Raw genomic sequence first — 24,891 nt, 5'->3', positions numbered from 1 at the left:
GATGACCGCGGGCCTGCGCCACGGTGAGGGCCAGGTCCTCCGTGGTGAACTGGTGCGTCATCGCCGCCGCGCTGCGCCGGTCCACCAGCCGGAGCCGCTCCCGTCCGTCCGTCCCGAAGACGAGGATGGCCTTGTACTGTCCCACCGCCTCCAGCAGGGCGCGCATCTCCCGCCGGTGCTCCTCGGCGGTGCCCGGCTGGGCCAGCAGCTCGCCCGCGAAGCGCAGGTCCTCCTCCGCGCTCTCCAGGGCGGCGGAGACGCCGCGCACGGCCTCCAGCAACTGCGCCTGTCGCTCGCGGGCCATCTGGTCCACCAGCGCCTGCCGGTCGCGCTGCATGAAGTGCAGGACGCCCGCGATGATGCCGGAGAGCATCAGACACAGCAGCAGCACGGGCAGGACAGGCAGGCGCATGAACACCAGACGCAGGGGCGACACCGGCGCGGGAGCTCCGGCGCCTGCCGGGTTTCCACGCCGCCAGGCAGCGCTTCGTCCCGGGAGGAAGGACTCCTCCGATAGCAACGCCCGTGCCCCCGGCTTGTCCCTCTACGCAGGGCCGGCGCTCCCTGGCGAAGCGCCGCAATCTGCATGCCCCCCGTTGCATCCTGCCAGGGCCCGCGCGGGTGACGCGCGCTGGCGAAGGCAGGGGGGCTCGCTTCAGCGGCGGGACGCCTGCTGGGTGAGCTGCTGGGACGCCTCGCGCACCTTGTCCTGGAGGCGGCGGAGGTTCTTCGGCCCCATCCGCAGCAGGTGCTTCTGCGCGGCCGTCAGCCCTTCGAGCTTCGGGTCGGCGTAGACGAACATCGCGCCCTTGGGGACCACCTCCACGTCACCGTCGATGACGGGGACGGCGAGCACCTGCTCGAAGGCGAGGTGGAGCGTGGCGTCGAAGGTGCTGCCGGGGCGGGCCGTCTCCTTGTGGAGGCGCTCGGTCAGGTGGCGCACGTCGCGGTAGGTGGACACCAGCACGCCCATGTCGAGCGAGCCCACCACCTTGCCCAGGACGTCGTAGCGCGCGTAGCTCTTCTTTTCGATGACGAGCTTGCCGCCCTTGCGGCGCGCCTCGAAGGTGCCGGCCGGCGCGAGGAAGCTCACCGCCTCGCGGGGGCTGTCGCCGTTGGCCACGTTGCCCACGACGGTGACGAAGCGGCGCAGCAGGTCCTGCTCCTTCAGCCACGCGGCGAACTCCGGCAGGAGCGAGGCCCGGGCGAGCTTCGTGCGCAGCAGCGCGTCCAGCTCCGCGGAGGAGGGCAGCGGCGGCTCCGTGCGCGGCGCCACGCCGGGGTGGGAAGGCTTGGGAATCACCGCCACGGACGGGTGTGGCAGCGCCGTCGCCGGCTGGCGCATCACCCACCACGTGCCCACGCCCGCGAACAGCAGCACCAGCGCCGCCACACCCACGCCCCAGTGCATCCGGTTCTGCGACTGCGTCACCACTTCAGGGTTGCTCATGCGTCATCCTCCGAGGGATGCCGCATGGAATTGCAGCCGCGATGCCAGCGGCTTCGCGCCGCCGTGAAGCAGCGTGTCTCCCTCTGAGCCGCGGGCCGCCGTGTGGCCCCGCGGCCACACGCGCCTGCCTTGCGAGCGTGGCGTGCCGCGCGGCCTCCCGTGGCGAAGCGCCACGGGGCGCGCGGGAGGAACGCTACGCGCGAGGCCGGGACGCGCCCGAGTCTCCGTCCGTGGCGGCGAGGGCGGCCTCGGCCGAGGCCTCGGCCCAGCGGATGTGGAAGGTGGCCGCGGTGCCGTCGAACTCCTCGGGGATGCTCACCACCCGCCACCCGCCGCACAGCTCCACCGCGCGCGCCAGCAGGCCCGCGGAGAAGGTGGGCAGGTCCGCCAGCACGTCATTCATCCGCAGCTCCACCGAAGTGGGGCTCCGTTCAACGATTTCAACCACACTGAAGTTGTTGCCGGCGCGAAAGCCCATGCCCGCGCGCAGCAGCATCCTCCGGGGCCCGGCCAGCCGGACGACGCCCAGCAGGGCCCGGCCGAAGAAGGTGCCGAAGTACGCGTCCATGAAGCGCTCGCCCAGCGAGTAGTAGGCCGCCTCGGCGGGGACACCGCCGTAGACGTGGCCGGCGGCGATTCGGAGGAACTCCTTCCACTGCTCCAGCGTGTAGGCCCGCTCCAGCTTCTGGTCGAGCGCCAGCCCCGCCCGGCGCAGGTGCTCACGGCACGCCGGGGTGAGGCGGTTCTCGAGGGCGCGCACGAAGAGCGCCTCGACGGTCTGGGTGAAAACAAGCTTCTCGGAAGGAGTCATAGAGGCGCCCCGTATACACCGAGCGGGCCGTGGGATGCTTGCCTACTGGTGAATGTTCGTTCAGTGAAACTGTCCGCGAGTGTCAGAACGGCCCGCGTCACGTACTGACTGTCAGAGCGACATGTGGGTGACATGCGCAGGGTGCGCCTCGGGGTTCCCATGCAGGGAGTGCAGTTATTCCCGTTCTATCCCATTCATGCGAGGACCTGGGAGGGGGGGCGCTCACTGGCCGGCACGAGAAGGCGATTGCGCCCTGGCGAGCCCGGCCGCAATGACGGAGGCCATGGACCCGCGCGCCCCTGGCTCCTCGAAGACGGACCCGTCCTACAACGTGCTCCACCAGCAGCGGACGCGGCTGCCGCTGGACGTCCTCTTCGCGCCGCGGAGCGTGGCCGTCGTCGGGGCCACCGAGCGGCCCGGCAGCGTGGGGCGCACGGTGCTGTGGAACCTCATCAGCAACCCGTTTGGCGGCACCGTCTACCCCATCAACCCGAAGCGGCCCAACGTGCTGGGCATCAAGGCGTGGCCGTCCCTGGGGGCCTTGCCGGAGCGGGTGGACCTGGCCATCGTCGTCACGCCCGCGCAGGCGGTGCCCGGCGTCATCCAGGAGTGCGCGGTGCTGGGCATCCGGGGCGCCATCATCCTCTCCGCGGGCTTCAAGGAGATTGGGGCGGAGGGGGAGCGCCTGGAGCGGGAGATTCTCCGCATCGCCCAGGCGGCCCAGGTGCGCATCATCGGCCCCAACTGCCTGGGGGTGATGCGCCCGCCTGGCGGCTTCAACGCGACGTTCGCTGGCGCCATGGCCCGGCCGGGCAACGTGGCCTTCATCAGCCAGAGCGGCGCGCTGCTGACGTCCATCCTCGACTGGAGCCTGCGCGAGGCAGTGGGCTTCAGCGCCTTCGTGTCGGTGGGCTCGATGCTGGACGTGGGCTGGGGCGACCTCATCGACTTCCTGGCCGATGACGCGATGACGCGCTCCATCCTGCTGTACATGGAGTCCATTGGGGACGCGCGGGCCTTCCTCTCCGCGGCGCGCGAGGTGGCGCTCACCAAGCCCATCATCGTCATCAAGGCCGGCCGCACGGCGCAGGCCGCGCAGGCGGCGGCGTCCCACACGGGCGCGCTGACGGGCAGCGACGAGGTGCTCAGCGCCGCCTTCCGCCGCACCGGCGTGCTGCGCGTGGACTCCATCGCGGACCTCTTCTACATGGCGGAGACGCTGGCCCGGCAGCCGCGCCCGGCGGGCCGGCGCCTCACGGTGCTCACCAACGCGGGCGGCCCCGGGGTGCTGGCCACGGACGCGCTGGTGTCGGGGGGCGGCGAGCTGGCCACGCTCAGCCCGTCCACACTCGAGGCCCTGGACGCCTTCCTGCCGCCGCCGTGGAGCCACGGCAACCCGGTGGACATCCTGGGAGACGCGGACCCGGAGCGCTTCGCGAAGGCGCTGGAAATCACCGGAAAGGACGAAGGCAGCGACGGGCTGCTCGTCATCCTCACGCCGCAGGACATGACGGAGCCCACGCAGACGGCGGACCGCCTCAAGCCCTACGCGAAGCTGCACGGCAAGCCGGTGCTGGCCAGCTGGATGGGCGGCTCGGAGGTCGCGGCGGGGGAGCGCATCCTCAACGACGCGGGCATCCCCACCTTCGGCTATCCGGACACGGCCGCGCGCATCTTCAATTACATGTGGCGCTACGCGTACAACCTGGAGGGCCTGTATGAGACGCCCGCGTTGGCGCAGGCGGCGGGCAGCGCCCGGGACGAGGTGTGCCGGTGGGTGGAGGCGGCGCGCGCGGAGGGGCGGACGCTGCTGACGGAGTACGAGTCCAAGAAGCTGCTCGCCGCGTATGGCATCCCCACCGTGGAGACGCGGTTGGCGGTGACGGAGGACGCCGCGGTGGCGGAGGCCGCGGCCCTGGGCTACCCGGTGGTGGTGAAGCTCCACTCGCTCACGGTGACGCACAAGTCCGACGTGGGCGGTGTGCGGCTGAACCTCCCGGACGCGGAGGCCGTGCGCGGCGCCTTCCGGGACATCCGGACGCGGCTGGAGGCGCTGGGGCAGGGGCGCGCGTTCGACGGCGTCACCGTGCAGCCCATGGTGCGGCTGGACGGCTATGAGCTCATCGTGGGCAGCAGCGTGGACGCGCAGTTCGGGCCGGTGCTGCTGTTCGGCGCGGGCGGGACGCTGGTGGAGGTGTTCAAGGACAGGGCGCTGGGGCTGCCGCCGCTGACCACCACGCTGGCGCGGCGGCTGATGGAGCAGACGCGCATCTATGAGGCGCTGAAGGGCGTCCGGGGCCGCCCGCCGGTGGACCTGACGGCGCTGGAGCAGCTCATGGTGCGCTTCAGCCAACTGGTGGCGGAGCAGCGCTTCGTGAAGGAGGTGGACATCAACCCGCTGCTGGCCTCGCCCGAGCGACTGCTGGCCCTGGACGCGCGCGTGGTGCTGCACCCGGCCTCGGTGACGGAGGCGGAGCTGCCGAGGCTGGCCATTGAACCGTACCCGAGCCAGTACGTGGCGCCCTTCCGGCTGCGAAGCGGCGAGGAGGTCCTGCTGCGGCCCATCCGCCCGGAGGACGAGCCGAAGATGGCGGAGTTCCACCGCACGTTGTCGGAGCAGACGGTGTTCCTGCGCTACGCGGGGCTGGTGCAGCTCAGCACGCGCGTGGCGCACGCGCGGCTGTCCCGCATCTGCTTCAACGACTACGCGCGGGAGCTGGCGCTGGTGGCGGAGCGCAAGGACGGAGAGCTGCTCGGCGTGGGCCGGCTCACGCGGCTGCGAGGCACGCGCGACGCGGAGTTCGCCATCCTCATCAGCGACCCGGTGCAGCGGCAGGGGCTGGGCGCGGAGATGCTGAAGCGGCTGGTGGACATCGGCCGGGACTGGGGCATGGAGCGCATCGTCGCGGACATCCTCGCGGGCAACCGCGCCATGCAGACCATCAGCCGGAAGTTGGGCTTCTCCATCCTCCAGCACGAGGAGCTGTCGCCGGACATGGTGAAGGCCGTGAAGGTGCTCTGACGGGGCCTTGGCCGCTGCGAACCACGGCCTCCGTCCGGGAGGGGCGTGCCCACCCCGGACGGAAGCCCCGTTGCGGCTACGGCTGCCAGGCGTTGTAGAGGGTGTTCTGGAGGTTCGAGGCCTCCTGGAGGTGCGTCTGGACCGTCTGCCGAAGCGCCATCCACGCTTCCTTGAGCGCCGGGTTCTGCACTTGCTGCGCGAGCAGGCCGTCCCCCAGCAGGGCGGTGCCGGCGTGAGCGGAGACCTGCGCATCCATCACCGACACGTCGAAGTAGGTGTCTGGCGTGGCGCTCAGCAGGTCCACGGTCTTCTGCACCGTCTGCTGGAGGTGCTGTGACACCGGGCTCTCCGCGGGCGTGATGCCCTGGGCCATGGCCAGCTGCTCCAGGCTCTGGATGACCTCCGTGTGCCGGGTGACCATGCGCGCGTTGTAGTCACGCACCGCCGGGTCAGTGGCCCGCGCCTGGCCCAGCTGGCTCAGCATCACCTCGCCCGCGTTGGCCACCAGGAGCACGCCCGCAATCTGGCCGTCCGTGAGCGTCACCGCCTGGTCCGCGGCCGCCTGTTGTGGGCCCAGCGTGTTCTCACTGGCGCTGCTCTCTCCGCAGCCGGCGAACATCACGGCCGCCCCCATCATCACCACCCCCACCATCGCTCGTGTGATTCGCATGACTGTCGTCCCCCTCATCTGCTGTTCAGCTGAAGGTTGGGCAGTTGAAAAGCACACCGCCATGGCCGGGAAGCACGAGGGAGATGTGCGCGCGGCAACGCTTCCGTGGACGGGAGGGAGGCGACGGCCGCTACTTGAAGTCGGCGGGGGACAGCCCGTGGCGGCGCAAGAGCTCGTAGAAGTCCGTGCGGTTGCGGCTGGCCATGCGCGCGGCGGCGGCCACGTTGCCCTTGGAGCGCCGCAGCACCTCGCACAGGTAGCGCCGCTCGAAGCGGTCTCTCGCCTCGCGCAGCGTCGGCAGCTCACCGGAGGCGCGCAGCAGCTCCGGCTCCTCTTCGCGCGCGGTGTCGTGCGGCGTCCGCGCGGAGGTGGGCGGGTCGAACATGCGGGCCAGGTGCTCGGAGCGCACGTCGTCCTCGGGCGCCAGCAGCACCACCGCTTCCATGGTGTTCACCAGCTCGCGCACGTTGCCCGGCCAGGCGTGGGCCTGCAGCAGCGCCAGGGCATCCGGCGCCAGCCGCGGCAGCCGCAGGCCATTGCGCGCGGCGGCCTGCTCCAGGAACCGCGTGGCCAGAATCGGGATGTCCTCGACGCGCTCGCGCAGCGGCGGCATCACGATGGGCAGCACGGCCAGCCGGTAATAGAGGTCCTCGCGGAAGCGCCGCTCCTCGACCTCTTCGCGCAAGTCTCGGTTGGTGGCCGCGACCACGCGCACGTCGGCCTCTTCCTCCGTGGCGCTGCCCACCCGCGCGAAGCGCCGCTCCTGGAGCACGCGCAGCAGCTTGACCTGCACGCGCGGCGAGGCCTCGCCCACCTCGTCCAGGAAGAGGGTGCCGCCGCGCGCCGCGCCGAACAGGCCTTCGCGCGTCTGCGTGGCGCCGGTGAAGGCGCCCCGGACATGGCCGAACAGCTCGCTCTCCAGCAGCTCCGGTGGCAGCGCGCCGCAGTTGACGGCGATGAAGGGACCGCTGGCCCTGCGGGACAGCGCGTGCACCTGCCGCGCCGCCAGCTCCTTGCCCGTGCCGGACTCGCCCAGGACCAGCACCGTGGCTTCCGACGGGGCCACCCGGGCGATGCGGTCTCTCACCTCGGCGATGGCGGGGCTGGTGCCCAGCAGCCGCTCCGGCGTGGTGCCCGCGACGATGCGGCGCAGGTCGGCGAGCTCGCGGTGCAAGTCACTGCGCTCCGTCGCGTGCAGCAGCTTCTGGAAGAGCTCGTGGTCCTGGAAGGGCTTGGTGAGGAAGCCATACGCGCCGCGCTGCATGGCCTCCACGGCCGTTTCAATGGTGCCGTGCGCGGTGAGGATGACCACCGGCAGGTCCGGCGAGCGCGCGCGCATCTGGGCCAGCACCTCCAGCCCGTCCACGCCCTCCAGCCGCAGGTCGAGCACCACCGCGTCTATCTTCTCGGACTCCAGCAGCGCCAGGCCGCGCGCCGCCGTGAGGGCGGTGGTGACCTGCATGCCCTTCGCCTCCAGGCGCAGGGAGATGAGCTCGCAGAGCTCCGCGTCGTCGTCCACCACCAACACATGTCCGCCGCGGGCCTTCATCCGTCGCTCCTCTTCGTCCCCGCTTCGGGGGTGGTGCTGGCCGGAACGCCCCGGCCCAGCGGCAACACCAGCGCGAAGCGCGCGCCGGGGTTCGCGTTCTCCAGCAACAACACATCACCGCCCAGCGCCCGCATCATCCGCTGCGCCAGGGGCAGGCCCAGGCCCAGCCCGTCCGCGTTCGCCGCGCCCACCGCCCGGGTGAAGAAGGGCTCGAAGACGCGCGGGCGCGCATCCTCCGGGACACCGGGGCCTTCGTCCCGCACCTCCACCCGGGCCCACGTCCCGGGCTGGCCGTCCGGGCCCTGGGACGCGAGCGTGCGGGTGACATAGATGCGCTGCCCGGGGGCGGAGACGCGCACGGCGTTCGTCATCAGGCTCACCAGCGAGCGCTCCACCAGCGCGGCATCCAGGGACGCGGGCGGCGTCGTGCCCTGGGCGATGACCACCAGCTCCGTGCCACGCTCCTCCGCCAGCTCGGACACCTCCTCGACGGCCCGCTCAATGAGGTCATCCAGGCGGCAGCCCTCGTCCCGTCGCACGGCCTTGCCGGCCTGGACGCGCGTCAAATCCAACAGCGCGGTGACCAGCCGGATTTCCCGCTCGCAGGCCACGCGCGCCAGCTCCACCACGCGGTGCTGCTGCGTCGTCAAGGGGCCGGCGGTGCCATCCGCGAGCAGGCCAATGGCCGTCCGGAGCCGGGCCAGCGGCGTGCGCAGGTCGTGGGAGGCCGACGCCACGAAGGCGTCCTTGAGCTGGTCCAGCTCGGACAGGCGGCCTCGCATGCGGTCCAGCTCCGCCCACAAGTTCCGAATCTCCCGGGGGCCTGACACTTCCGGGAGCGGCGCGAAGTTGCCGTCGCCCACCCGGTGCGCCAGCGCGGACAGCTGGCCCAGCGGTCGCGTCACGCCCTGCGCCACCCAGCGGGCAACGGCCCAGGCGGCGACGACGGCCAGCCCGCCCAGGGTGAGGCCCACCGCGATGGCGGACGAGCCGATGTCGTGCGCGCGCATCTCCCGTTGGCGGATGGCCGAGTGGAGCGCGAGCGTGGTGCTGATCCACGCGTCGGTGAGCTGCTCGGCCAGGAAGAGGCGCTCGCTGCGCAGGGCCGTGTTCTGCAGCCGTTCGCAGGTGTCACCCGCGAGGATATGCCTTGCGTATGTTTGATAGCCCTGGGCGGCGCGCAGCAGCAGCGGCTGGGTGGAAGCGCCGTGGAGGGCGAGGCGGGCGTCCAGGCGGGTCAGCCGCTCCCTGAGCGTGTCGGCCGCGGCCGGCACCTCGCCGGCGCTGTGCTCACAGGCGAACAGTCCATGCCTCGCGGCGACCTCGACGCCCCAGGCCGCCTGGTGGACCGCTTCCTCCTTGATGACGCCGCCAAGCTGCTCCTCGCGGACCTCGGTGAGCAGGGACGTCATCCGCACGATGGCGACCACCGAGAAGGCGGCGGCCCCCAGCAGTGCGGCGGTGAGGAGGGCATGAGAGATGAGCAGTCGGTGTGCGAGTCGCATGGGCCGGATGCACGTTGCGCGTGGGGGCGCACTCGTTCCGGGGTACACCTCTACTGAGCTTGCGAACCGCGCGCAGCATTTTCGAGCGAATGTTCGTGTTTGAAATTCCGCGTGTCGGCTTGGGCAGACAGGTGTCGGTCCGGGTGCGGCGAAGGGGCGTCTGGAGAGGCCGACAGGTGAATCAGGCTTCAGAGTGGGAAGCCGTTCGGCACGTTCCATGAAAACAGCCCGGGCATGGTCGAGACACCCACGCTCAAGACTCCCCGGGGATGGACGGACCGTCCGAGGCAGCTGTGGACGGAGTGGAAGCAGATGGTGTCCCCCCGGACGCTACCAGGTGATGCGGGCGCCGCGCTGACGGTGGCCTGTGTCGCGCTTCCGCTCAACCTCGCGCTGGCGGTGGCCTCCGGGCTTCCGCCGGAAGTGGGACTGGTGACTGGCGCGCTGGCTGGTGTGGTGGCCGCGCTGCTCGGAGGTGGCCGGCTCCAGGTGACGGGGCCGGAAGCCGCGCTCGTTCCCACCGTCCTGCTCATCGCCACCCGGCACGGCGCCGCGGGCGTTGTCGCCGCGACGCTGCTGTGCGGCGCGCTGCAGCTCGTCCTGGGGTTCGCGCGCGCGGGCCGACTGGCGCAGTGGATGCCCGCCGAGGTCACACGAGGCTTCACCGCGGGCATCGGACTGTTGCTGCTCGACAGTCAGCTTCCCCGGCTCCTCGGTGCCTCCGGTGGCGCGTCCTCGGCGCGCTCCATGGTGCTCCCGGACCACTGGCCCGCCTGGTCCATGCACGGGGCCTCCGTGGTGGTGGGCGCGCTGGTGGTGGTCTGCATGCTCGCCATCCCCAAGCTCCACCGCTCCATCCCCGCGGTGCTGGTGGGCCTGGTGCTGGCCACGGTGGCGTCGTTCGTCGGCGGTCTCTCTGAGGGACTGGCGCGTGTCGGCGCGCTGCCCACGGGGCTGCCCATGCCCGTGCTGCCCTCGTTCGCGGGGCTGGACTTCGCGGCGCTGTTGCCGGACGTGCTGGCCCTCACGGTGCTGGCGTCGTTGGGCTCGCTGCTCGCGTCCCGGGCGCTCGACCAGTTGCCCGGCATGACGGACCACCGCACGGATGGGGACCAGGAACTGGTGGCCCAGGGCTTCGCCAACACGGCGTCCGCGCTGTTCGGCGGCATGCCGGTGATGGGCGCCATTGTCCGCTCGTCCGTGTCGGTGCAGGCGGGCGCGCGCACGCGGGCCGCGTCGGTGCTGCACGCGGTGATGTTGCTGGCCGCCTGCATCCTCGCCGGTGCGCTGGTGGCCCGGATTCCCATGGCCGCGCTCGCCGCCATCCTGGTGGTCGTGGGCACCCGGCTGCTGGACTTCCGCGGGCTGCACGCGCTGTGGATGGACAACGCCGGCAAGGCCATGGTGGCGGTCGCCACCGCGCTGCTCATCGCCTCGCTGGGCTTCCTGCCGGGGCTGGCCGCGGGCGTGCTGCTCTCCCTGGCGCGCAGCTTCTTCTCGCCGCCCAAGGCCCACGTGGGCAGCCACCTGCTCCGCACCGACGGGCGCCCGCTCTTCCGCCCCCTTGGCTCCAATGGCGAGGGTCTGGACGTACGTCCCCCCATGCAGTTGCTGCGCGTTCGCGGCGACCTGGATGTCCGCTCCGCCGCCAACCTGAGCGCGGCGCTTCAGGGCCCGCCGTGGCCGCGGCACCTGGTACTGGATTTGTCGGACGTGAAGTACATGGACGCCGCTGGCCTGCGCACCGTGCGCGAGCTGTCGGAGGTCCTGGCGGTCCGAGGCGGCCGGGTCATCGTGGTGGGCGCGCGCGGCGGCGTCGAGGCCATGCTCCAGGAAGCCGGGACGTGGACGGGCACCGGGCCGCACGCGCTGATGTCGTCGATGAACGACGTGCTGGAGGACATCAAGCAGCAGGGAGGGCAGGCCCCCATCATCCAGACGACGCAGCCGACGACGTAGGCCGCGTCACCTGGGGTTGCGCGCGCGGGAGGGGCGGCACGGTCCGTCGCGGTGAGGCGGCGTCACAGCCCCAGCATCCCACCGGACCGCGAGCCTCCCGAGTCGCTGCCATCGCCGGACGCGCTGTCGCCGCCACTGGCACTGTCCAGCCCCCCACTTCCCGTGGCCGAGCCGCCCGCGCTGGTTCCTCCGCCGCGCAAGCCCGTGGTTCCACCCGAGCCACTGCCGCCGGAGATGACGCCGCCGCCGTGACGGGTGCTGCTGCCGCCCCCGGTCATGCTGGTTCCGCCCGTCACGCTGTTGCCGCTCGACAGGCTGCTCCCACCGGTGGCGCTGTGGCCACCCGTGAGGCTGCCCCCACCTCCAAAGCCACCCCGGCCCGCGCCGCTGCCGCCACCGGGCCGGCTGGCGCTGTCCCGCGCCCCACCGCCACCACCGGTCCGGCTGTCGCCAGCCGTCGGGCCGCTGCTGCTGCCACCCGTCCGACCGCCGCTGTCCCTCGGGACACCGCCGGGTGTGTCTCCGCGCGCGCCTGGAGGCGCGCTCTGGCTGCCTGTCCCGCCGTGGGGACCCGTGCCGGCGTGGCCTGGTGCCTGGGCCGACGCGGCGCCGTCAGGACCGCCCTCGGCCGCGGGAATCGTGTCGGTCGGTGGACCGCCTTCCAGCCCCGCGACACCCGCGGCCTCGGCGCCGCCGGCCGCGTCCACCGTGGGGCCCCGCTGCTGCTCACAGCCGCTCCAGAGGCAGGGCGCGGAAGCCAGGCCTCCCAGCAGCGCCGCGCGCTTGAGGCGCGTCATCTTCTTTCTGACGGTTCCCCGCATCCCCACCCCCTGACCTTCAGTCCAGGGGCAACGGTAGGGAGGGGGCCGGGGCCCGGGTATCGCGCTCCCGGCCCTTGCGCCCTGGGACTCGCGGACACCCCTTCAGGGGGCCTTCTTTCACGCCCCGTGCCTCCGATTGCGATTTTCCCGGTGGGGGACGGGCGCGCCGCCTATTGTCGGCGGGTGATGGCCACCCCTGAAACCCAAGCTCCGCTCGCCGCGCTGCTCCCCAAGAAGGGCGAACCGCCCCTGGACGCGGACGAAATCCTCAACCGCTTCGTCGGCTACGTGGCGGCCAATGGCTTGAGCCTCTATTCGGCTCAGGAAGAGGCCATCCTGGAGCTGCTTGCGGGCAAGCACCTGTTCCTCAAGACGCCCACCGGCTCCGGCAAGTCGCTGGTGGCCACGGCGCTCCACTTCAAGGCCATGGCGGAGGGGAAGGTCTCCTTCTACACCTGCCCCATCAAGGCCCTGGTGAACGAGAAGTTCTTCGCCCTCTGCGACGCCTTCGGCGCGGAGAACGTGGGCATGCTCACCGGCGACGCGAGCATCAACCGCGACGCGCCCATCATCTGCTGCACCGCCGAAATCCTCGCCAACCTGGCCCTGCGCGACGCGAGCGCCCGCGTGGACTACGTCGTCATGGACGAGTTCCACTACTACTCGGACCGCGAGCGCGGCGTGGCCTGGCAACTGCCGCTCATCGCGCTGCCGGACACCACGTTCCTGCTGATGTCCGCCACGCTGGGCCCCACGCACGTCATCGAGGAGAGCCTGGCGAAGCTCTCCGGCCGGGAAGTGGCCACCGTGCGCAGCGCCGAGCGCCCCGTGCCGCTGGACTTCGACTACCGCGAGTCGCCGCTGCACGAGACGATTGAAGACCTCATCGCGCGCGGGAAGTACCCCATCTACCTGGTCAACTTCACCCAGCGCACCGCCGCCGAGCAGGCGCAGAACCTGATGAGCGTGGACTTCTCCACCAAGGAGGAGAAGGAGGCCATCCGGGTGGCGCTCCAGGACGCGCCCTTCGACACGCCCTACGGCAAGGAGTTCCAGCGCTTCCTGCGCCACGGCATCGGCATGCACCACGCAGGCCTGCTGCCCAAGTACCGCCTGCTGGTGGAGAAGCTGGCCCAGCACGGGCACCTCAAGGTCATCAGCGGCACGGACACGCTGGGCGTGGGCGTCAACATCCCCATCCGCACGGTGCTCTTCACGCAGCTCTTCAAGTTCAACGGCGAGAAGCTGACCACGCTGAGCGTGCGCGACTTCCAGCAGATCGCCGGCCGCGCGGGCCGCAAGGGCTTCGACACCCAGGGCAGCGTGGTGGCCCAGGCGCCCGAGTACGTCATCGAGAACATCAAGCTGGCCGCCAAGGAGGCCGCGGGCAAGAAGAAGACGCCCAAGGCCAAGCCGCCGCAGAAGAACTTCGTGCAGTACGACCGGAGCACCTTCGAGCGGCTCCAGAACGGCATGCCGGAGCCGCTGGAGTCCCGCTTCGCGGTGTCACACGGCATGATTCTCAACCTGCTCCAGAGCGACCACCAGACGGAGGGCAACGGCGGGTACAAGCGGCTGGTGACGCTGGTGCAGCGCAGCCACGACTCGGACTACCTCAAGCGCCGGCACCTCAAGGAGGCCGCGCGCGACTTCCGCACGCTGCGCGAGGCGGAAATCCTGGAGGTGGAGAAGGGGCAGGGCGGCTCGGGCGCCACGGTGAAGGTGGCGGGGGAGATGCAGCACGACTTCAGCCTCAACCACACGCTGTCGCTGTACCTGCTCGACACGCTGGAGCTGTTGGACCCGACGACGGACACGTATGCGCTCGACGTGGTGTCGCTGGTGGAGGCCATCCTGGAGAACCCGGACGTGGTGCTCTACGCGCAGCTCAACCAGCTCAAGGGTGAGAAGGTCAACGAGCTGAAGGCGCAGGGCGTGGAGTACGACGACCGCATGGCGGAGCTGGAGATGCTCGAGTGGCCCAAGCCCAACCGCGACTTCATCTACGGCACCTTCAACAAGTTCGCGCAGAAGCACCCGTGGGTGGGCGAGGAGAACATCCGGCCCAAGTCCATTGTCCGGGACATGTTCGAGCGGTTCATGTCCTTCCCGGACTACATCCGCGAATACGGCCTCCAGCGCAGCGAGGGCGTGCTGCTGCGGTATGTGAATGACACATACAAGACGCTGGTGCAGACGGTGCCGGAGCGCTTCCGCACGGAGGAGGTGGAGGACTTCATCGACCACCTGCGCGCCACGCTCCGGCAGGTGGACTCCAGCCTGCTGGATGAGTGGGAGCGCATGCGCAACCCGGAGGCCGCCGTGGAGGCGAAGCCGGTGGTGGAGCTCAAGCCGAAGGAGCTCACCGACGACCCGAAGGCCTTCGCCGCGCGCGTGCGCGAGGAGCTGCACCGGCTGCTCAAGGCGCTGGGCCAGAAGCGCTACCTGGACGCGCTGTCCATGCTGGACAACGCGCTGGGCGAATGGACGGCCCCCAAGCTGGAGCAGGCCATGGCGCCGTACTTCGAGGAGCACAAGGTCGTGGTGCTCACGCCCCAGGCGCGCAAGCCCGCCAACACCTTCCTGAAGGAGGCGGGCACGCGGCTGTGGGAGACCCAGCAGCGCATCATCGACCCGGAAGGGCACGGCGATTGGATGATTGACTGCGAGATCGACTTGCGGGACCGGCGCCTGGATGAAGGCCCCATCCTGATGCTCCGCCGCATCAGCGTGTAGCCCGGGCTCAGCCCTCGGAGGCCGGCGCCTCCGAGGGACGCGCCGCCGACAGCGACTCGGGCTCCGGCGGCGTCAGCTCACGCACCTCCAGCTCGCCGCCCGCGTCGGGCGTGAGCACCATCCGCCAGTCGCCCGCGGCCAGCACCACGCGGTCCGTCTCGCAGCGCACCACCAGCCCCGCGTCCTCGACGGTCCACGCGCCCGCCCACACGGTCGTGAGCGACTCGCAGCCCGCGTCGTCGCACGCCTGCGTCTGGGCCACCCACACCCGGCCCTCCGGCGCGGCGGGGCAGGACACCGGCTCCGCGTAGCGAAGCACGGGGCCGTCCAGCTCGCCTGGGCCCGCGTCGGGGAACAGCGGCTGGGAGGGGAGCAGCTCCGCGCCACGCGCGGCCCTCGCCTCTCGCGGCACCCCGTCGAGCATCGCCGTCTCGGCCAGGGCCACCGGCGCGGCCAGCCAGCCACACAGCAACGTCACCTTCCAACCCCGCATCGTCCACATGGCGACAAGCTCCTTGGCCGCGGTGTCGTTCGCGGCCCTCGGGAGGCGGGTTGTGCAAGGCCTGGACCGGCCGGGTGTGTGGTCCCGGAGCCACGGGGTGGGCCGTGGCGCGTGCAGGCGTGTTTCGGGCCAGGCCTGTCGGGAATGGCAGACACCTCGCCGTGATTCGCGGGCGCTCGTCGCTTTCTCGCGCGGAAATGCGGGCCAGCCCGCCGCGCAGCGACTACCGTCGCACCATATGGCCCGACTGCGTGCCGTGGATCAGCCGCTTCGCCGGGATGTCCGCCTGCTTGGCCGGCTCCTGGGAGAAGTCCTCGTCGAACAGGAAGGGCAGGCGCTCTTCGACCTGGAAGAAGAGGTGCGCCGCCTCGCCATCCAGCGTCGCCGGGGCCCCGTGGCCAGCCGGCGCGCGGTGGCGGCCGAGCTGGCGGAGGTGCTCCAGCGCCTGCCGCTGGAGCAGGCCGAGCCGGTGCTGCGCGCCTTCTCCGTCTACTTCCAGTTGGTGAACCTGGCGGAGCAGCACCACCGCATCCGCCGCGCCCGCACCCACGCGGAGGCCGCGTCCGCCAGGCCTCAGCGCGGCTCGTTGGAGGCCACGCTGCTCCTGCTCAAGGACGCGGGCCTCCCCGCGGAGCGCGTGCGCGAGGCCGTGCGCACCCTGCGCGTGACGCTGACGCTCACCGCGCACCCCACGCAGGCCGTGCGCCGCACGCTGCTGGAGAAGCTCTACCGCATGGCGGGCCTGCTGGAGGAGCGGGACCGCTGCGAGCTGACGCCGCGCGAGTCCTCGGTGAACCTGGCGCTGCTGCGCGAGGAAATCACCCTGCTGTGGCAGACGGACGAGCTGCGCCGCGAGCGCCCTACCGTGGGCGACGAGGTGAAGAACGCCCTCTGGTACGTGGAGGAGGTGCTCGCCGACGAGCTGTCCCTGCTGCCGGAGCTGCTGGACTGGGCCTTCGAGCGCGCCTACGGCGAGCCGCTGGGGCCGGTGGACACGCCCGTGCGCATCCATTCGTGGGTGGGCGGGGACATGGATGGCAACCCGCTGGTGACGCCCGACGTGTTCGCGGACACGCTGCGCGCGCACCGGGCCCGAGGACTGCGGCGGTTGCTGCAGGACCTGGAGCGGCTGGGCGGGCGGCTGTCCCAGTCGGAGCGTCACGCGAAGCCGTCCGAGGAGCTGCTGCGCTCGGTGGCGAAGGACGCGGAGGAGCTGCCCGACGCCGAGCGCCGCTACGGTCCTCGCACGCCGGGCGAGCCGCTGCGGCACAAGCTGCGCTTCATGGAGGAGCGGCTGCACCGCGCGCTCCACTACGTGACGCAGCAGCGCGCCGGGGCGAGCGTCCCCATGCCGCCGGGCGCCTACCGCACGCCGGAGGCCATGCTGGCGGACCTGGACGTGCTGGGCCGCGCGCTGGAGGCGTCGAAGGGCACGCACGCGGGGCTTCGCGACGTGCGGCAGGTCCGGGAGCGGCTGCTGGCGCTGGGACTGTCGCTGGCGGAGCTGGAGGTGCGCGCGCCCGCGGAGGACGCGGTGAGCGCGGCGGGCTCGTTCAACGGGGGCCCGGCGCCGACGGAGGGTGGGGCGCGGCTCCTGGAAGTGCTGGCGCGGCTGAAGCAGGCCCAGTCGGAGTCGGGTGAGCCCGCGTGCCGCACGCTCATCCTGAGCATGGCCAGCACCGCCGAGGACGTGCTCGCGGCCTTCCGCTGCTTGAAGCACGCGGACCTGTGGGACGCGCAGCGGGGCTGCGCCACGGTGGACGTGGTGCCGCTGTTCGAGCAGTTGGGCGCGCTGGACTCGGGCCCGGACGTGCTGCGCACGCTCTTCGCGGACGCGGAGTACCGCAAGCACCTGGACGTGCGCGGTGGCCAGGAGGTGATGGTGGGCTACAGCGACTCCGGCAAGGAGGTGGGCCTCCTGGCGGCCAGCGCGGCGCTGTACCGCGCGCAGGTGGCGCTCACGGAGGTGTCGCGCGAAGCGGGTGTCCCGCTGCGGCTGTTCCACGGCCGCGGCGAGTCCGTGGCGCGTGGCGGTGGCCCCGCGCAGGAGGCGATTCTCGCGCTGCCGCCCGGCGCGGTGGCGGGTGGCTACAAGGCGACGGAGCAGGGTGAGGCGCTGGACCACAAGTACGCGCGCCCGGAGCTGGCGCGGCGCACGCTGGAGCTCATCCTGGGCGGCGTGCTGCTGCACACGCTGGACGCCCAGCCGCGTCCGGAGCCCGAGGCCGAGCGCGCCTTCCGCGCCGTGTTCGACACGCTGGCGGAGACGGGGCGCAAGGCGTACCGCGCCCTGGTGTGGGAGGACCCGCAGTTCCTGCCGTTCTTCACCGCCGCGACGCCGGTGGAGGAGATTGCGTCGCTGCCCATCGGCTCGCGCCCCAGCAAGCGCAAGGCGGGGGGGCTGGACACGCTGCGCGCGATTCCGTGGGTGTTCGGCTGGACGCAGAACCGGGCCATCCTCCCGGGCTGGTACGGCGTGGGCTCGGCGCTGGAGGCCTACTCGAAGGAGGAGGGTGGGGCCGCGCAGCTCAAGCGCATGTACCGGGAGTGGCCCTTCTTCCGCGCCGTCATCGACAACGTCACCATGGTGCTGGCGAAGTCGGACATGGCCATCGCCGGGCGCTACGCGTCGCTGGCGCCTGCCGCCACCCGGTCGCTGTGGCGGCGCATCCAGCAGGAGCACCGGCGCACGCGCAGGCAGGTGAAGCGGCTGACGGGCGAGTCGAAGCTGCTCGACAACAACCCGCAGCTCCAGCGCAGCATCTCCCTGCGCAACCCCTACGTGGACCCCATGTCCTTCCTCCAGGTGGAGCTGCTCAAGCGCAAGCGTGAGGGCCAGGCGGAGGTGGACCGTCCACTGTTGCTCACGCTCAACGGCATCGCCGCCGGCATGCGCAACACCGGGTAGGCTCCGCGACGTCGGACATCCGAGGAGACGGCGATGGCCAGGGAGACGTTCAGCGTGGTGGAGGTCAACCCGGCGCACCGCTTCGCGCGGCTGCGGCCCGAAGCGGGCGGGCCCCTCTTGCACGCGGGGCTGTACCCGGAAGAGGAGGCCCCGGAGCCCCCGCTCCAGCTGCGTGAAGGGGACCGGGTGGAGGGCCAGCGGCGCGGGCAGTCGGTGGCGGACTGGGGCTGGGTGTCCCGGGCCGAGCCGCCCGCGGACCTGGTGGAGCGGATGGGCGAGCTGCTCGCGAAGCTGGAGAAGTACGAGCTGCGCGTGCCCGCCACGGCCTATGACCTGGCCGAGCACCACTGGCGGCACAGCCGCGCCAACCCGCTGCACCAGGAGCTGCTCGCGCAGCTGCCCACCTTCTTCGACTGGGAGCTGTCCCACCCCTACGAGGACGGCGCGCTGCTGGAGCGGCTCCAGGCCGCCATGCAGCCGTACCTGCCCGGCTTCGAGGTGACGCCCCAGTCAGGCCGCGCCGCCTTCCGGCTGGAGCCCGGTGGCCACGACGTGGCGGCACCGGAGGGGAGCCGCGAGGCCCCCGTCTCCACCTTCGAGCCGCTGCTCCTCCAGGTGAACAGCCTGCTGGAGGGGGCCGGGGCCCCGGTGCGCTGGGTGCCCACGGAGGACGACTGGATTCTGGCGCCGCCGGGGCTCGCGGAGTTGCTGGTGCTCCACGGCGTGCTCGGCTCGCGCCAGGGCTGAGCGCGGCGGCGCGGCTAGAGGCCGCCCTCGTCGCGCAGCACGCGCGTGACTTCGTCCGCCATCACCCGGTGGCCTTCGACGCTGGGGTGGATGCCGTCCACCTCCAGCCCGTCGAGGAACAGGTGCACGTCCGCCGGCTGGCGCGTCACCGCCTCCAGGTCGATGATGTCCGGGCCGGTGCCACCGCCGCGGACCCACGTGTTGAACTCCAGCCGCTGGGCCTTCACCGCTTCGTAGGGCGCGTGGTTCGACTTCTCCTTGGGCAGCAGGGTGCTGACCCAGGTGCGGCAGAAGGGCGCGAGCCGGCTCAGCAGGGTGTTCATCCGCGCCTGGATGACGGACAGGGAGTCCTTGTCGCCCAGGTCGTTGGTGCCCAGCAGGACGATGCAGTCGGTGATGCCCTGGAGCGCCAGCACCTCGCCGTCGAGCAGCGCCAGCGCGTCATAGAAGCCCTGGCCACTCACGCCCGCGTTCACCACGGGCACGCCCAGCGCGGCCTCCACCCTCGCGGGCCAGGCGTTGCGCGTGTCGTTCTTCGTGTCGACGTAGCCCTCGGTGATGCTGTCGCCAAGGGCCACGAAGGCGCGGCCCGTGGGACCTTCCACGTCCACGGTGGCCACGCCGACGGCGCGGTCGAACAGGGTGCCGCCCAGCGCGCCCGTCACCAGCGCATGGTTCCCCGCGCGCGCGAAGCTGCCCGGGAAGGCGCTGATGGCGCTGGCCGCCAGCGCGCCACGGGCCTCGAAGGTGATGGCCAGCTCGTCCCGGAACGCCACCGGGAAGTCCACCGGGTCCGACGTCACCCGCGCGCGCGCGGGCACGGTGAAGCCCTCCCCGTCGTCGAAGGTGAGCGTCACCGGCGTGGACCCCAGCGCGCCATTGGCGCCCGCATGGGCCACGGTGGCACGCACGAGCGTCATGCTCCCGTCGCCCGAGCGGAACGTCACGCGCAGACGCCCGCCGTCGCGCGCCACCGGCACGCGCATACGGAAGGTCGTCACGCTGCCCGCTGAGTGGGACGCGCGGAGCGCTTGATGGAAGCCCGGTTGGAACGAAGTCGCCGGCGGCGCGAGGGGCGGCGCGGCCTGCACCTGCCTCCCGTCGTTCAGCACCAACACGGGCGCGACTTCCAGTGACGCGTCCGGTGCGTTCTGCTCCATCGTGGAAGTGTGGCGGTCGTCGTCTGGCGGCAGGTCCCCTTCGGCTGAGTCCGTCACGCCGCCAGCACACGCCAGCAGCGCGCTGCTCGCGCACACGACGACCCGTCGCCACCCCGGCTTCATTCCCATTCCCATCCCTCCCGGCTTTGCAGGATGCACACCGCACCGTGCCCTGCCAGCCGGCCGTCTGGGAACCCGCTGCCTCCGAAGCCTCGCCTGTCTGGCCGCCCTCCAGCGCGACAGGCCGGGTGTCTAGGGGACGCAAGCCCCCACGCCTGGGTTGCCATCCAACGCTCGGCAGCTGCCCGCAGGGCAGGCGGGCGTGCCACCGGGCTGACAGAGCGGACGGCAGGTGAGGCCGCCTCCCGTATTCACACACGCGCTCCCCGGCGCGCACTGATTGCTGAAGTCACACGACTGGCCCTCCGTCCGGTTGCCGCTGCCCGCGCACAGCGGGCCGGACGTGGACGGGTAGCAGCTGAGGGGGGCCTCGCAATCCTCTCCAAAGGGGTTGCACGCCGTGGACAGCGGACCGCAGACCAGCGGCAGCTCGTCGGTGCCTTCCAGGCGGAGCACGGTGTTGCACTCGCTCGTGTTCCCACAGTGGGTCGTGGCATGGCACAGGCGCTGGCAGGTGAAGCCACTTCCCGCGCCGTCAGGTGCCTCGCGGCAGAACAAGCCTTGCCGGCAGGTGTCGTAGGCCACGCCGCCGTCGGTGGGGGCCAGCGTGCAGGGCGCGCCTTCGTCCACGGTGCCCGGGGCCACGCAGCGCCGCTGGGTGACGCCATTCTCCGCCGCATACGTGCAGCGCTGGCCCTGGGCGCAGTCCTGGGCCACCACGTCGCACTCCGCCTCGAAGCAGCGGCTGCCGGTGCCGCCGTCCGCCAGGTCCGCGAAGTAGCAGTCCTGGCCGTCGGCACAGCCCTCCTGCCGCGCCACGTTGCAGGCGAAGTCCCGCGCGCCGCCGCCCGCGTCCGTGCCGCCGCCGTCCACCGTGGGGGTCCCGCCGCCATCGGTGCCCGCGTCCCCCTGTCCGCCGGGGCCCGGCCCGTTGCCGCCGTTGCAGGCCGCCGCCCAGAGGGCCAAAGCCAGGGTTCCAGTCAACACATACAGGCGGTCCAAACGCATTCCAGAGCTCTCCCAGAGAAGTCACCGAGGACATAGGCACCCGAATTCGATAGAGGGGGCCCCTTGAATCAGGCGTGGAAAGCAGCGGACACTTGGCGGACGCGCGGGCTGGGGAAGCGTGGGTGTGAAAAGCAGCGTGGTGTTCGCCAGCAGCGTCGAACGTGGGGGCTATCGGGTGCGTATGACAACCAAGGCGGCGGATGACATGGAGAATGGGGATCCAGCCGCATACGCGAACCGGCGAGCGGATGAGCGTGTGGCGGCGCGGTTCGAGGTGCGCTTCAACCAGACGCAGGACGCGGCGCGGGCGCTGCGCGCGTACTCCATCAACATCTCCGCGGGCGGCCTGTGCCTGCTGACGCGGAAGTCCTATGACGTGGGCTCCCACGTCCGGCTGTCCATGGCGATTGAAGGTGAGGAGTTCCACATCACCGGCGTCATCGCCTGGGTGCGCGATGAGGCCGAGGCCATTGGCGTGCGCTTCACGGACCTGAGCGACGAGGACCGGGCCCGGCTTCAGCGCGTGGTGGACAGCATCAAGCGGTAGCGGCCGGGGGCGGCCCCCGGCGCGTGCCTAGCGCTGGGATTCCGTATCGACGTGGCGGAACACGCCCGAGTCGATTTCGGAGAAGCCACACGCCGTATAGAAGTTGCGCGTCTCCGGCGTCGTCGTCATCGGCGAGACGAGCTGGAGCTGCTTCGCGCTCAGCACCTTGCAGCGCTCCAGAATCTGCCGGATGAGCGCGCGGCCCACGCCGCGGCGGCGCCAGGTCTCCGTCACCACCAGCTCGTCGATGGTGGCCACGCGTCCGCGCAGCCGGAGCTGGGGCCGGTGGGAGAAGGACACCATGCCCACGGGCCGGTCCTGCGGGTCGCCGGCCACGAAGATTTCAATCTCCGGATGGCTGACGACCCAGTGGACCGTCTGCTGGTCCGTCCCCAGGGGGTAGCCCAGCTCCTTGAGGAGCGACGCCATGGCTTCGGCGTCACCCCGGCGGGCGCGGCGGATACGGAAGGCCGGCGCATCAGCACCAGCGACGGGAGTGACTGTCCGGACGATTGGTTGTGACAAGGCCCCTGGAGTCTAACGAATGGGCCGCCATCCCTCCAAAGAGGAACGGCGGCCCAGGGTGCTTCTCCCGTGAGACAAGGGACTCACGAGCAGGGGATTGTGGGTGCCGCGCTTACGGCTGCTCGCCCGCGAGCGAGCGGATGGCGGTGGTGATGTCCCCCAGCTGGGGCACCGACGCCATCTCCAGCGCGTCCGACAGGCCGATGCCCGGCAGGAACTTGCCGGCCAGCAGCCGGGGCGGCGCCAGCAGCGAGTAGAACAGCTCCTCCACCGTGCGGCGCACCAGGTGCTCTCCGAAGTTCGTCACCTCGGTGTCCTCGTTGACGAAGAGGACGCGGCCCGTCTTCTGGACGGAGGCCTTGATGAGCTCCCAGTCGTACGGCCACAGCGAGCGCAGGTCGATGACCTCCGCGCTGATGCCGTCCGCGGCCAGCGTCTCCGCGGCCTTCGCGCACAGGGGCAGGGTGCGGCCGTAGCTCACTACGGTGAGCTGCGTGCCCTCGCGGACAACCTTGCCCTTGCCGAAGGGCACCGCGTACGCCTCCAGGCCCGCGGGCCACTGCGGCTTCCACTGGGAGCGGTCTCCCAGGGGCGCGTCGATGAGCTTCGACAGCGCGCGGTCGTCATCCGGCTCGCCCGGAATCCGCTCCTCGCCCTTCACGCGCAGGAGCGCCTTGGGCTCCAGGAACATGACGGGGTTCTTCTCCTGGCACGCGGTGATGAGCAGCCCGTACGCGTCCAGCGGCGTGGAGGGCATGACCACCTTCCACCCGGCGATGTGGGTCATCGTCGCGTCGAACGAGTGCGAGTGGTAGATGGACCCGCGGATGCCGCTGCCCACCGGCGTGCGCACCACCATGGGCAGGTGCCAGTCACCGAAGGTGGACCAGCTGGTGTTGCCCGCCAGCTTCAGCAGGTCGATGGTGTTGTAGACGTAGTCGCAGAACTGGATCTCCGCCACCGGCCGGCCGCCCGCCATGGCGATGCCCATGGCCGCGCCGATGATGCCGCGCTCGTCCAGGGGAGAGTTCCACGTCGTCTTCAGCCCCTGCGTGCAGGTGAAGACGCCGCCCAGCGGGGCGCCCACGTCCTCGCCGAAGATGTCGGTGACGCCCAGGTGCTCCTCGGCGTAGTGCAGGGCCATGCGGATGGCCTGTGCCATGTTCGCCATGGGTTACTTGTCCTCCGCGTAGATGTGCTTCCAGATGGATTCCGGGTCGGGCTGTGGCTCGTCGCGCACCAGCCGGGCGGCGGCGGCCATCTCCTCGGTGTAGCCGTTGCGCAGCGCGTCCATCTGCTCTCGCGTCAGGACGCCGTCCTTCTCCAGCTTCGCCTCGAAGTCCTTGAGGCAGTCGACCTCGTTGCCCACGTAGTTGGCGCCGGACGCGGACGAATGGCCGTAGAGGCGCGACACGTTGGCCTCCAGGAGGAACGGCTTGCGCTCCGTGCGCACGTAGGCCATGGCCTCGCGCAGCTCGGTGTAGGCCTCCACGGCGTCGTTGCCGTTGATGGTCTTGCTGCGGATGCCAAAGGCCTTGCCGCGGTCGCTGATGCGCTGCTCGCCGTGCTGGCCCTCCGCCGACGTGGAGATGCCCCACTTGTTGTTGGTGACGATGATGAGGAGGGGCAGCGGGTTGGCGGGGCGGCTGCTCCACACCAGGCACGAGGCGAAATCACCCTCGGCCGTGCCGGCGTCGCCGCCGGTGACGATGGTGATGCCCTCACCGCCGTGGCGCTTCTGCACCATGGCCGTGCCCGGGGCGATGGCGTACTGGACTTCAATGGGCGAGGACACCGGCGCCACGTTGAGCCGCCGGGCGGAGTAGTGGCCCGCGAAGTTGCGGCCGCCCGAATACGGGTCCGTGGCCGTGTTCTTCATCTGCCGCAGGGAGCTGATGGGCTCCTCACCCAGCGCGAGCAGGGTGCCGGACTGCCGGTAGTGCGCATGCAGATAGTCGAAGTCGGGGCCCTGGCCCTTCTTCATGAGCAGGCCCAGGGAGACGTTGAACGCCTCCTCGCCGGGGCCGCCAATCCAGAAGTACCCGTGGCCCTGCTTGTACATCTGGATAAGGCGCTCCTCGAGGACGCGCGTCTTCACCATCAGGTCATGGAGGCGGACCAGCAGCTCCCGCTCGAGCGGCGCGGACGCTTCTGAGGATTCTTTGATGAGTCGGGGACGAGACACGCGCGACCTTCCTCTGGCTGGAGGGGACGCCCCTATAACCCGGATGGGTGCCTCCCGCTCAAGGCAGTTGATGGGGTGTCTGTCGGGACGTCCGGCGCAGAGCACCTTCTGGCGCGGCGCGGCAATCAGCGGGGCTCATCCGTGGCAGGAGTCCGCCCGTGCCGCAGCGCGGTAATCCGCTCGGTGAGTGTGGCCTCGGTGGCCGTCCCGGCGTGCTCGGAGATGAGGGCCAGGGTGTCCTCGGACAGTTGCCGGGCGTGTGAGCTGTCCAGCAGCGTGGCCAGCTCCTGGAGCCGCCCGGTGCGCAGCAGCGCCAGCACCAGGGCATGGCCGGTGCGTGGCAGGGGCGCCTGCGTGAAGGCGGACTGGAGCGAGCCCACGGCCAGCTCCGGCAGGCCGCTGTCCAGGAGCAGCTCGCCCACCAGGGCCGGGTCGTGAGGGCCCTCCAGTTCATCCTCCGCGTCGGCCGCGTCCGGGGGGAGCGGCGTTCCCCGGAGCTCGTCCATCAGCCGCTCGATGGAGACGGCGCCCGCCGGTCCCGCTCGGGGCTTGCGGACCCCTCGGGGGAGGGCGAACCGCGGCCCGGCGGGGGGCGCCTTCGGCGTGCGGCGGAGCTGCTCGACGTTCATCATCCCCATCATCATCGCCATCAGCCCCAGCCACAGC

General features: G+C 71.3%; 18 protein-coding genes and 2 pseudogenes. 6 read left to right on the top strand and 14 right to left on the bottom strand.

Features of this window, described 5'->3' with window-relative positions; genetic code table 11:
* From G4D87_RS09435 to G4D87_RS09425, 3 genes and pseudogenes are all read right to left on the bottom strand, one after another.
* A pseudogene (locus G4D87_RS09435) lies at nucleotides 1–412 on the bottom strand (histidine kinase); the annotation flags it as partial.
* A 243-nt stretch (nucleotides 413–655) separates the two neighbouring features.
* A complete protein-coding gene (locus tag G4D87_RS09430) occupies nucleotides 656–1,450 on the bottom strand; it encodes a DUF3014 domain-containing protein (protein WP_163781084.1) in 795 nt (264 codons plus the stop codon).
* 193 nt (nucleotides 1,451–1,643) lie between these two features.
* Nucleotides 1,644–2,261 carry a DUF2378 family protein gene (locus tag G4D87_RS09425; protein ID WP_163781082.1) on the bottom strand — a complete coding sequence of 206 codons (618 nt, stop codon included), beginning with the start codon at nucleotides 2,259–2,261 and terminating at the stop codon, nucleotides 1,644–1,646.
* Between the two features lie 283 nt (nucleotides 2,262–2,544).
* Between G4D87_RS09425 and G4D87_RS09420 the strand changes: the two genes are divergently transcribed.
* Complete coding sequence (locus G4D87_RS09420; RefSeq protein WP_205507496.1) at nucleotides 2,545–5,283, top strand: bifunctional acetate--CoA ligase family protein/GNAT family N-acetyltransferase; 2,739 nt, start codon at nucleotides 2,545–2,547, stop codon at nucleotides 5,281–5,283.
* Nucleotides 5,284–5,359: 76 nt separating this feature from the next.
* Here the strand turns inward: G4D87_RS09420 and G4D87_RS09415 are convergent, their stop codons facing one another.
* The 3 genes from G4D87_RS09415 to G4D87_RS09405 form a co-directional block, all read right to left on the bottom strand.
* Nucleotides 5,360–5,953: a DUF4142 domain-containing protein gene (locus tag G4D87_RS09415; protein ID WP_240358133.1), complete on the bottom strand. Its 594-nt coding sequence runs from the start codon at nucleotides 5,951–5,953 to the stop codon at nucleotides 5,360–5,362.
* A gap of 130 nt (nucleotides 5,954–6,083) precedes the next feature.
* Nucleotides 6,084–7,502, bottom strand: a complete 1,419-nt coding sequence (locus tag G4D87_RS09410) for a sigma-54-dependent transcriptional regulator (protein ID WP_163781077.1) — start codon at nucleotides 7,500–7,502, stop codon at nucleotides 6,084–6,086.
* On the bottom strand, nucleotides 7,499–9,007 hold the full coding sequence (locus G4D87_RS09405) for a HAMP domain-containing sensor histidine kinase (protein ID WP_163781075.1): 1,509 nt from the start codon (nucleotides 9,005–9,007) through the stop codon (nucleotides 7,499–7,501). The genes G4D87_RS09410 and G4D87_RS09405 overlap by 4 nt, the downstream gene beginning before the upstream one ends.
* 234 nt (nucleotides 9,008–9,241) lie before the next feature.
* On the opposite strand from G4D87_RS09405, the gene G4D87_RS09400 reads away from it, so the two are divergent.
* Nucleotides 9,242–10,966 (top strand): SulP family inorganic anion transporter, encoded by a 1,725-nt coding sequence (locus G4D87_RS09400; RefSeq protein WP_163781074.1) that lies wholly within the window; start codon nucleotides 9,242–9,244, stop codon nucleotides 10,964–10,966.
* 62 nt (nucleotides 10,967–11,028) lie between these two features.
* Here G4D87_RS09400 and G4D87_RS09395 read toward each other — a convergent pair whose 3' ends face one another.
* Nucleotides 11,029–11,787: a hypothetical protein gene (locus G4D87_RS09395; RefSeq protein WP_163781072.1), complete on the bottom strand. Its 759-nt coding sequence runs from the start codon at nucleotides 11,785–11,787 to the stop codon at nucleotides 11,029–11,031.
* A gap of 186 nt (nucleotides 11,788–11,973) precedes the next feature.
* Between G4D87_RS09395 and G4D87_RS09390 the strand changes: the two genes are divergently transcribed.
* Nucleotides 11,974–14,523, top strand: coding sequence for a DEAD/DEAH box helicase (locus G4D87_RS09390; protein ID WP_163781069.1), 2,550 nt, complete (start codon nucleotides 11,974–11,976; stop codon nucleotides 14,521–14,523).
* A gap of 7 nt (nucleotides 14,524–14,530) precedes the next feature.
* On the opposite strand, the gene G4D87_RS09385 is transcribed toward G4D87_RS09390, so the two are convergent.
* Nucleotides 14,531–15,025, bottom strand: coding sequence for a hypothetical protein (locus G4D87_RS09385; protein ID WP_163781068.1), 495 nt, complete (start codon nucleotides 15,023–15,025; stop codon nucleotides 14,531–14,533).
* A gap of 238 nt (nucleotides 15,026–15,263) precedes the next feature.
* Between G4D87_RS09385 and G4D87_RS09380 the strand changes: the two genes are divergently transcribed.
* Both G4D87_RS09380 and G4D87_RS09375 read left to right on the top strand, forming a co-directional pair.
* A complete protein-coding gene (locus G4D87_RS09380; RefSeq protein ID WP_163781066.1) occupies nucleotides 15,264–17,933 on the top strand; it encodes a phosphoenolpyruvate carboxylase in 2,670 nt (889 codons plus the stop codon).
* Nucleotides 17,934–17,966: 33 nt separating this feature from the next.
* Complete coding sequence (locus G4D87_RS09375; RefSeq protein WP_163781063.1) at nucleotides 17,967–18,680, top strand: hypothetical protein; 714 nt, start codon at nucleotides 17,967–17,969, stop codon at nucleotides 18,678–18,680.
* A gap of 14 nt (nucleotides 18,681–18,694) precedes the next feature.
* On the opposite strand, the gene G4D87_RS09370 is transcribed toward G4D87_RS09375, so the two are convergent.
* The gene (locus G4D87_RS09370) at nucleotides 18,695–19,969 is read right to left on the bottom strand and encodes an SGNH/GDSL hydrolase family protein (protein ID WP_163781061.1); all 1,275 of its coding nucleotides are present in this window, start codon (nucleotides 19,967–19,969) and stop codon (nucleotides 18,695–18,697) included.
* A 123-nt stretch (nucleotides 19,970–20,092) separates the two neighbouring features.
* Entirely contained in the window at nucleotides 20,093–20,968 is an 876-nt protein-coding gene (locus tag G4D87_RS09365; RefSeq protein ID WP_163781059.1) for a hypothetical protein, read from the bottom strand.
* 181 nt (nucleotides 20,969–21,149) lie between these two features.
* On the opposite strand from G4D87_RS09365, the gene G4D87_RS09360 reads away from it, so the two are divergent.
* Nucleotides 21,150–21,515, top strand: coding sequence for a TIGR02266 family protein (locus tag G4D87_RS09360; protein ID WP_240358134.1), 366 nt, complete (start codon nucleotides 21,150–21,152; stop codon nucleotides 21,513–21,515).
* Nucleotides 21,516–21,542: 27 nt separating this feature from the next.
* Here G4D87_RS09360 and G4D87_RS09355 read toward each other — a convergent pair whose 3' ends face one another.
* The 4 genes and pseudogenes from G4D87_RS09355 to G4D87_RS09340 form a co-directional block, all read right to left on the bottom strand.
* Entirely contained in the window at nucleotides 21,543–21,944 is a 402-nt protein-coding gene (locus G4D87_RS09355; RefSeq protein WP_240358132.1) for a GNAT family N-acetyltransferase, read from the bottom strand.
* 208 nt (nucleotides 21,945–22,152) lie between these two features.
* Nucleotides 22,153–23,211, bottom strand: coding sequence for an alpha-ketoacid dehydrogenase subunit beta (locus G4D87_RS09350; RefSeq protein WP_163781052.1), 1,059 nt, complete (start codon nucleotides 23,209–23,211; stop codon nucleotides 22,153–22,155).
* Nucleotides 23,212–23,214: 3 nt separating this feature from the next.
* Nucleotides 23,215–24,225, bottom strand: coding sequence for a thiamine pyrophosphate-dependent dehydrogenase E1 component subunit alpha (locus tag G4D87_RS09345; RefSeq protein WP_163781051.1), 1,011 nt, complete (start codon nucleotides 24,223–24,225; stop codon nucleotides 23,215–23,217).
* 125 nt (nucleotides 24,226–24,350) lie between these two features.
* Nucleotides 24,351–24,891 (bottom strand): annotated as a pseudogene (locus G4D87_RS09340) (M50 family metallopeptidase); the annotation flags it as partial.

This window comes from Myxococcus vastator, from assembly GCF_010894475.1.
GTDB classification, from domain to species: Bacteria; Myxococcota; Myxococcia; order Myxococcales; family Myxococcaceae; genus Myxococcus; species Myxococcus vastator.
This window is presented reverse-complemented; position numbering and strand designations above follow the sequence as displayed.

Excerpts from the sequence above, each read along its gene's own strand:
- G4D87_RS09430 (WP_163781084.1), bottom strand. The coding sequence starts at position 1,450 with ATGAGCAACCCTGAAGTGGTGACGCAGTCGCAGAACCGGATGCACTGG.
- G4D87_RS09425 (WP_163781082.1), bottom strand. The coding sequence starts at position 2,261 with ATGACTCCTTCCGAGAAGCTTGTTTTCACCCAGACCGTCGAGGCGCTC.
- G4D87_RS09420 (WP_205507496.1), top strand. The coding sequence starts at position 2,545 with ATGGACCCGCGCGCCCCTGGCTCCTCGAAGACGGACCCGTCCTACAAC.
- G4D87_RS09415 (WP_240358133.1), bottom strand. The coding sequence starts at position 5,953 with ATGCGAATCACACGAGCGATGGTGGGGGTGGTGATGATGGGGGCGGCC.
- G4D87_RS09410 (WP_163781077.1), bottom strand. The coding sequence starts at position 7,502 with ATGAAGGCCCGCGGCGGACATGTGTTGGTGGTGGACGACGACGCGGAG.
- G4D87_RS09405 (WP_163781075.1), bottom strand. The coding sequence starts at position 9,007 with ATGCGACTCGCACACCGACTGCTCATCTCTCATGCCCTCCTCACCGCC.
- G4D87_RS09400 (WP_163781074.1), top strand. The coding sequence starts at position 9,242 with ATGGTCGAGACACCCACGCTCAAGACTCCCCGGGGATGGACGGACCGT.
- G4D87_RS09395 (WP_163781072.1), bottom strand. The coding sequence starts at position 11,787 with ATGCGGGGAACCGTCAGAAAGAAGATGACGCGCCTCAAGCGCGCGGCG.
- G4D87_RS09390 (WP_163781069.1), top strand. The coding sequence starts at position 11,974 with ATGGCCACCCCTGAAACCCAAGCTCCGCTCGCCGCGCTGCTCCCCAAG.
- G4D87_RS09385 (WP_163781068.1), bottom strand. The coding sequence starts at position 15,025 with ATGTGGACGATGCGGGGTTGGAAGGTGACGTTGCTGTGTGGCTGGCTG.
- G4D87_RS09380 (WP_163781066.1), top strand. The coding sequence starts at position 15,264 with ATGGCCCGACTGCGTGCCGTGGATCAGCCGCTTCGCCGGGATGTCCGC.
- G4D87_RS09375 (WP_163781063.1), top strand. The coding sequence starts at position 17,967 with ATGGCCAGGGAGACGTTCAGCGTGGTGGAGGTCAACCCGGCGCACCGC.
- G4D87_RS09370 (WP_163781061.1), bottom strand. The coding sequence starts at position 19,969 with ATGGGAATGAAGCCGGGGTGGCGACGGGTCGTCGTGTGCGCGAGCAGC.
- G4D87_RS09365 (WP_163781059.1), bottom strand. The coding sequence starts at position 20,968 with ATGCGTTTGGACCGCCTGTATGTGTTGACTGGAACCCTGGCTTTGGCC.
- G4D87_RS09360 (WP_240358134.1), top strand. The coding sequence starts at position 21,150 with ATGACAACCAAGGCGGCGGATGACATGGAGAATGGGGATCCAGCCGCA.
- G4D87_RS09355 (WP_240358132.1), bottom strand. The coding sequence starts at position 21,944 with ATGGCGTCGCTCCTCAAGGAGCTGGGCTACCCCCTGGGGACGGACCAG.
- G4D87_RS09350 (WP_163781052.1), bottom strand. The coding sequence starts at position 23,211 with ATGGCGAACATGGCACAGGCCATCCGCATGGCCCTGCACTACGCCGAG.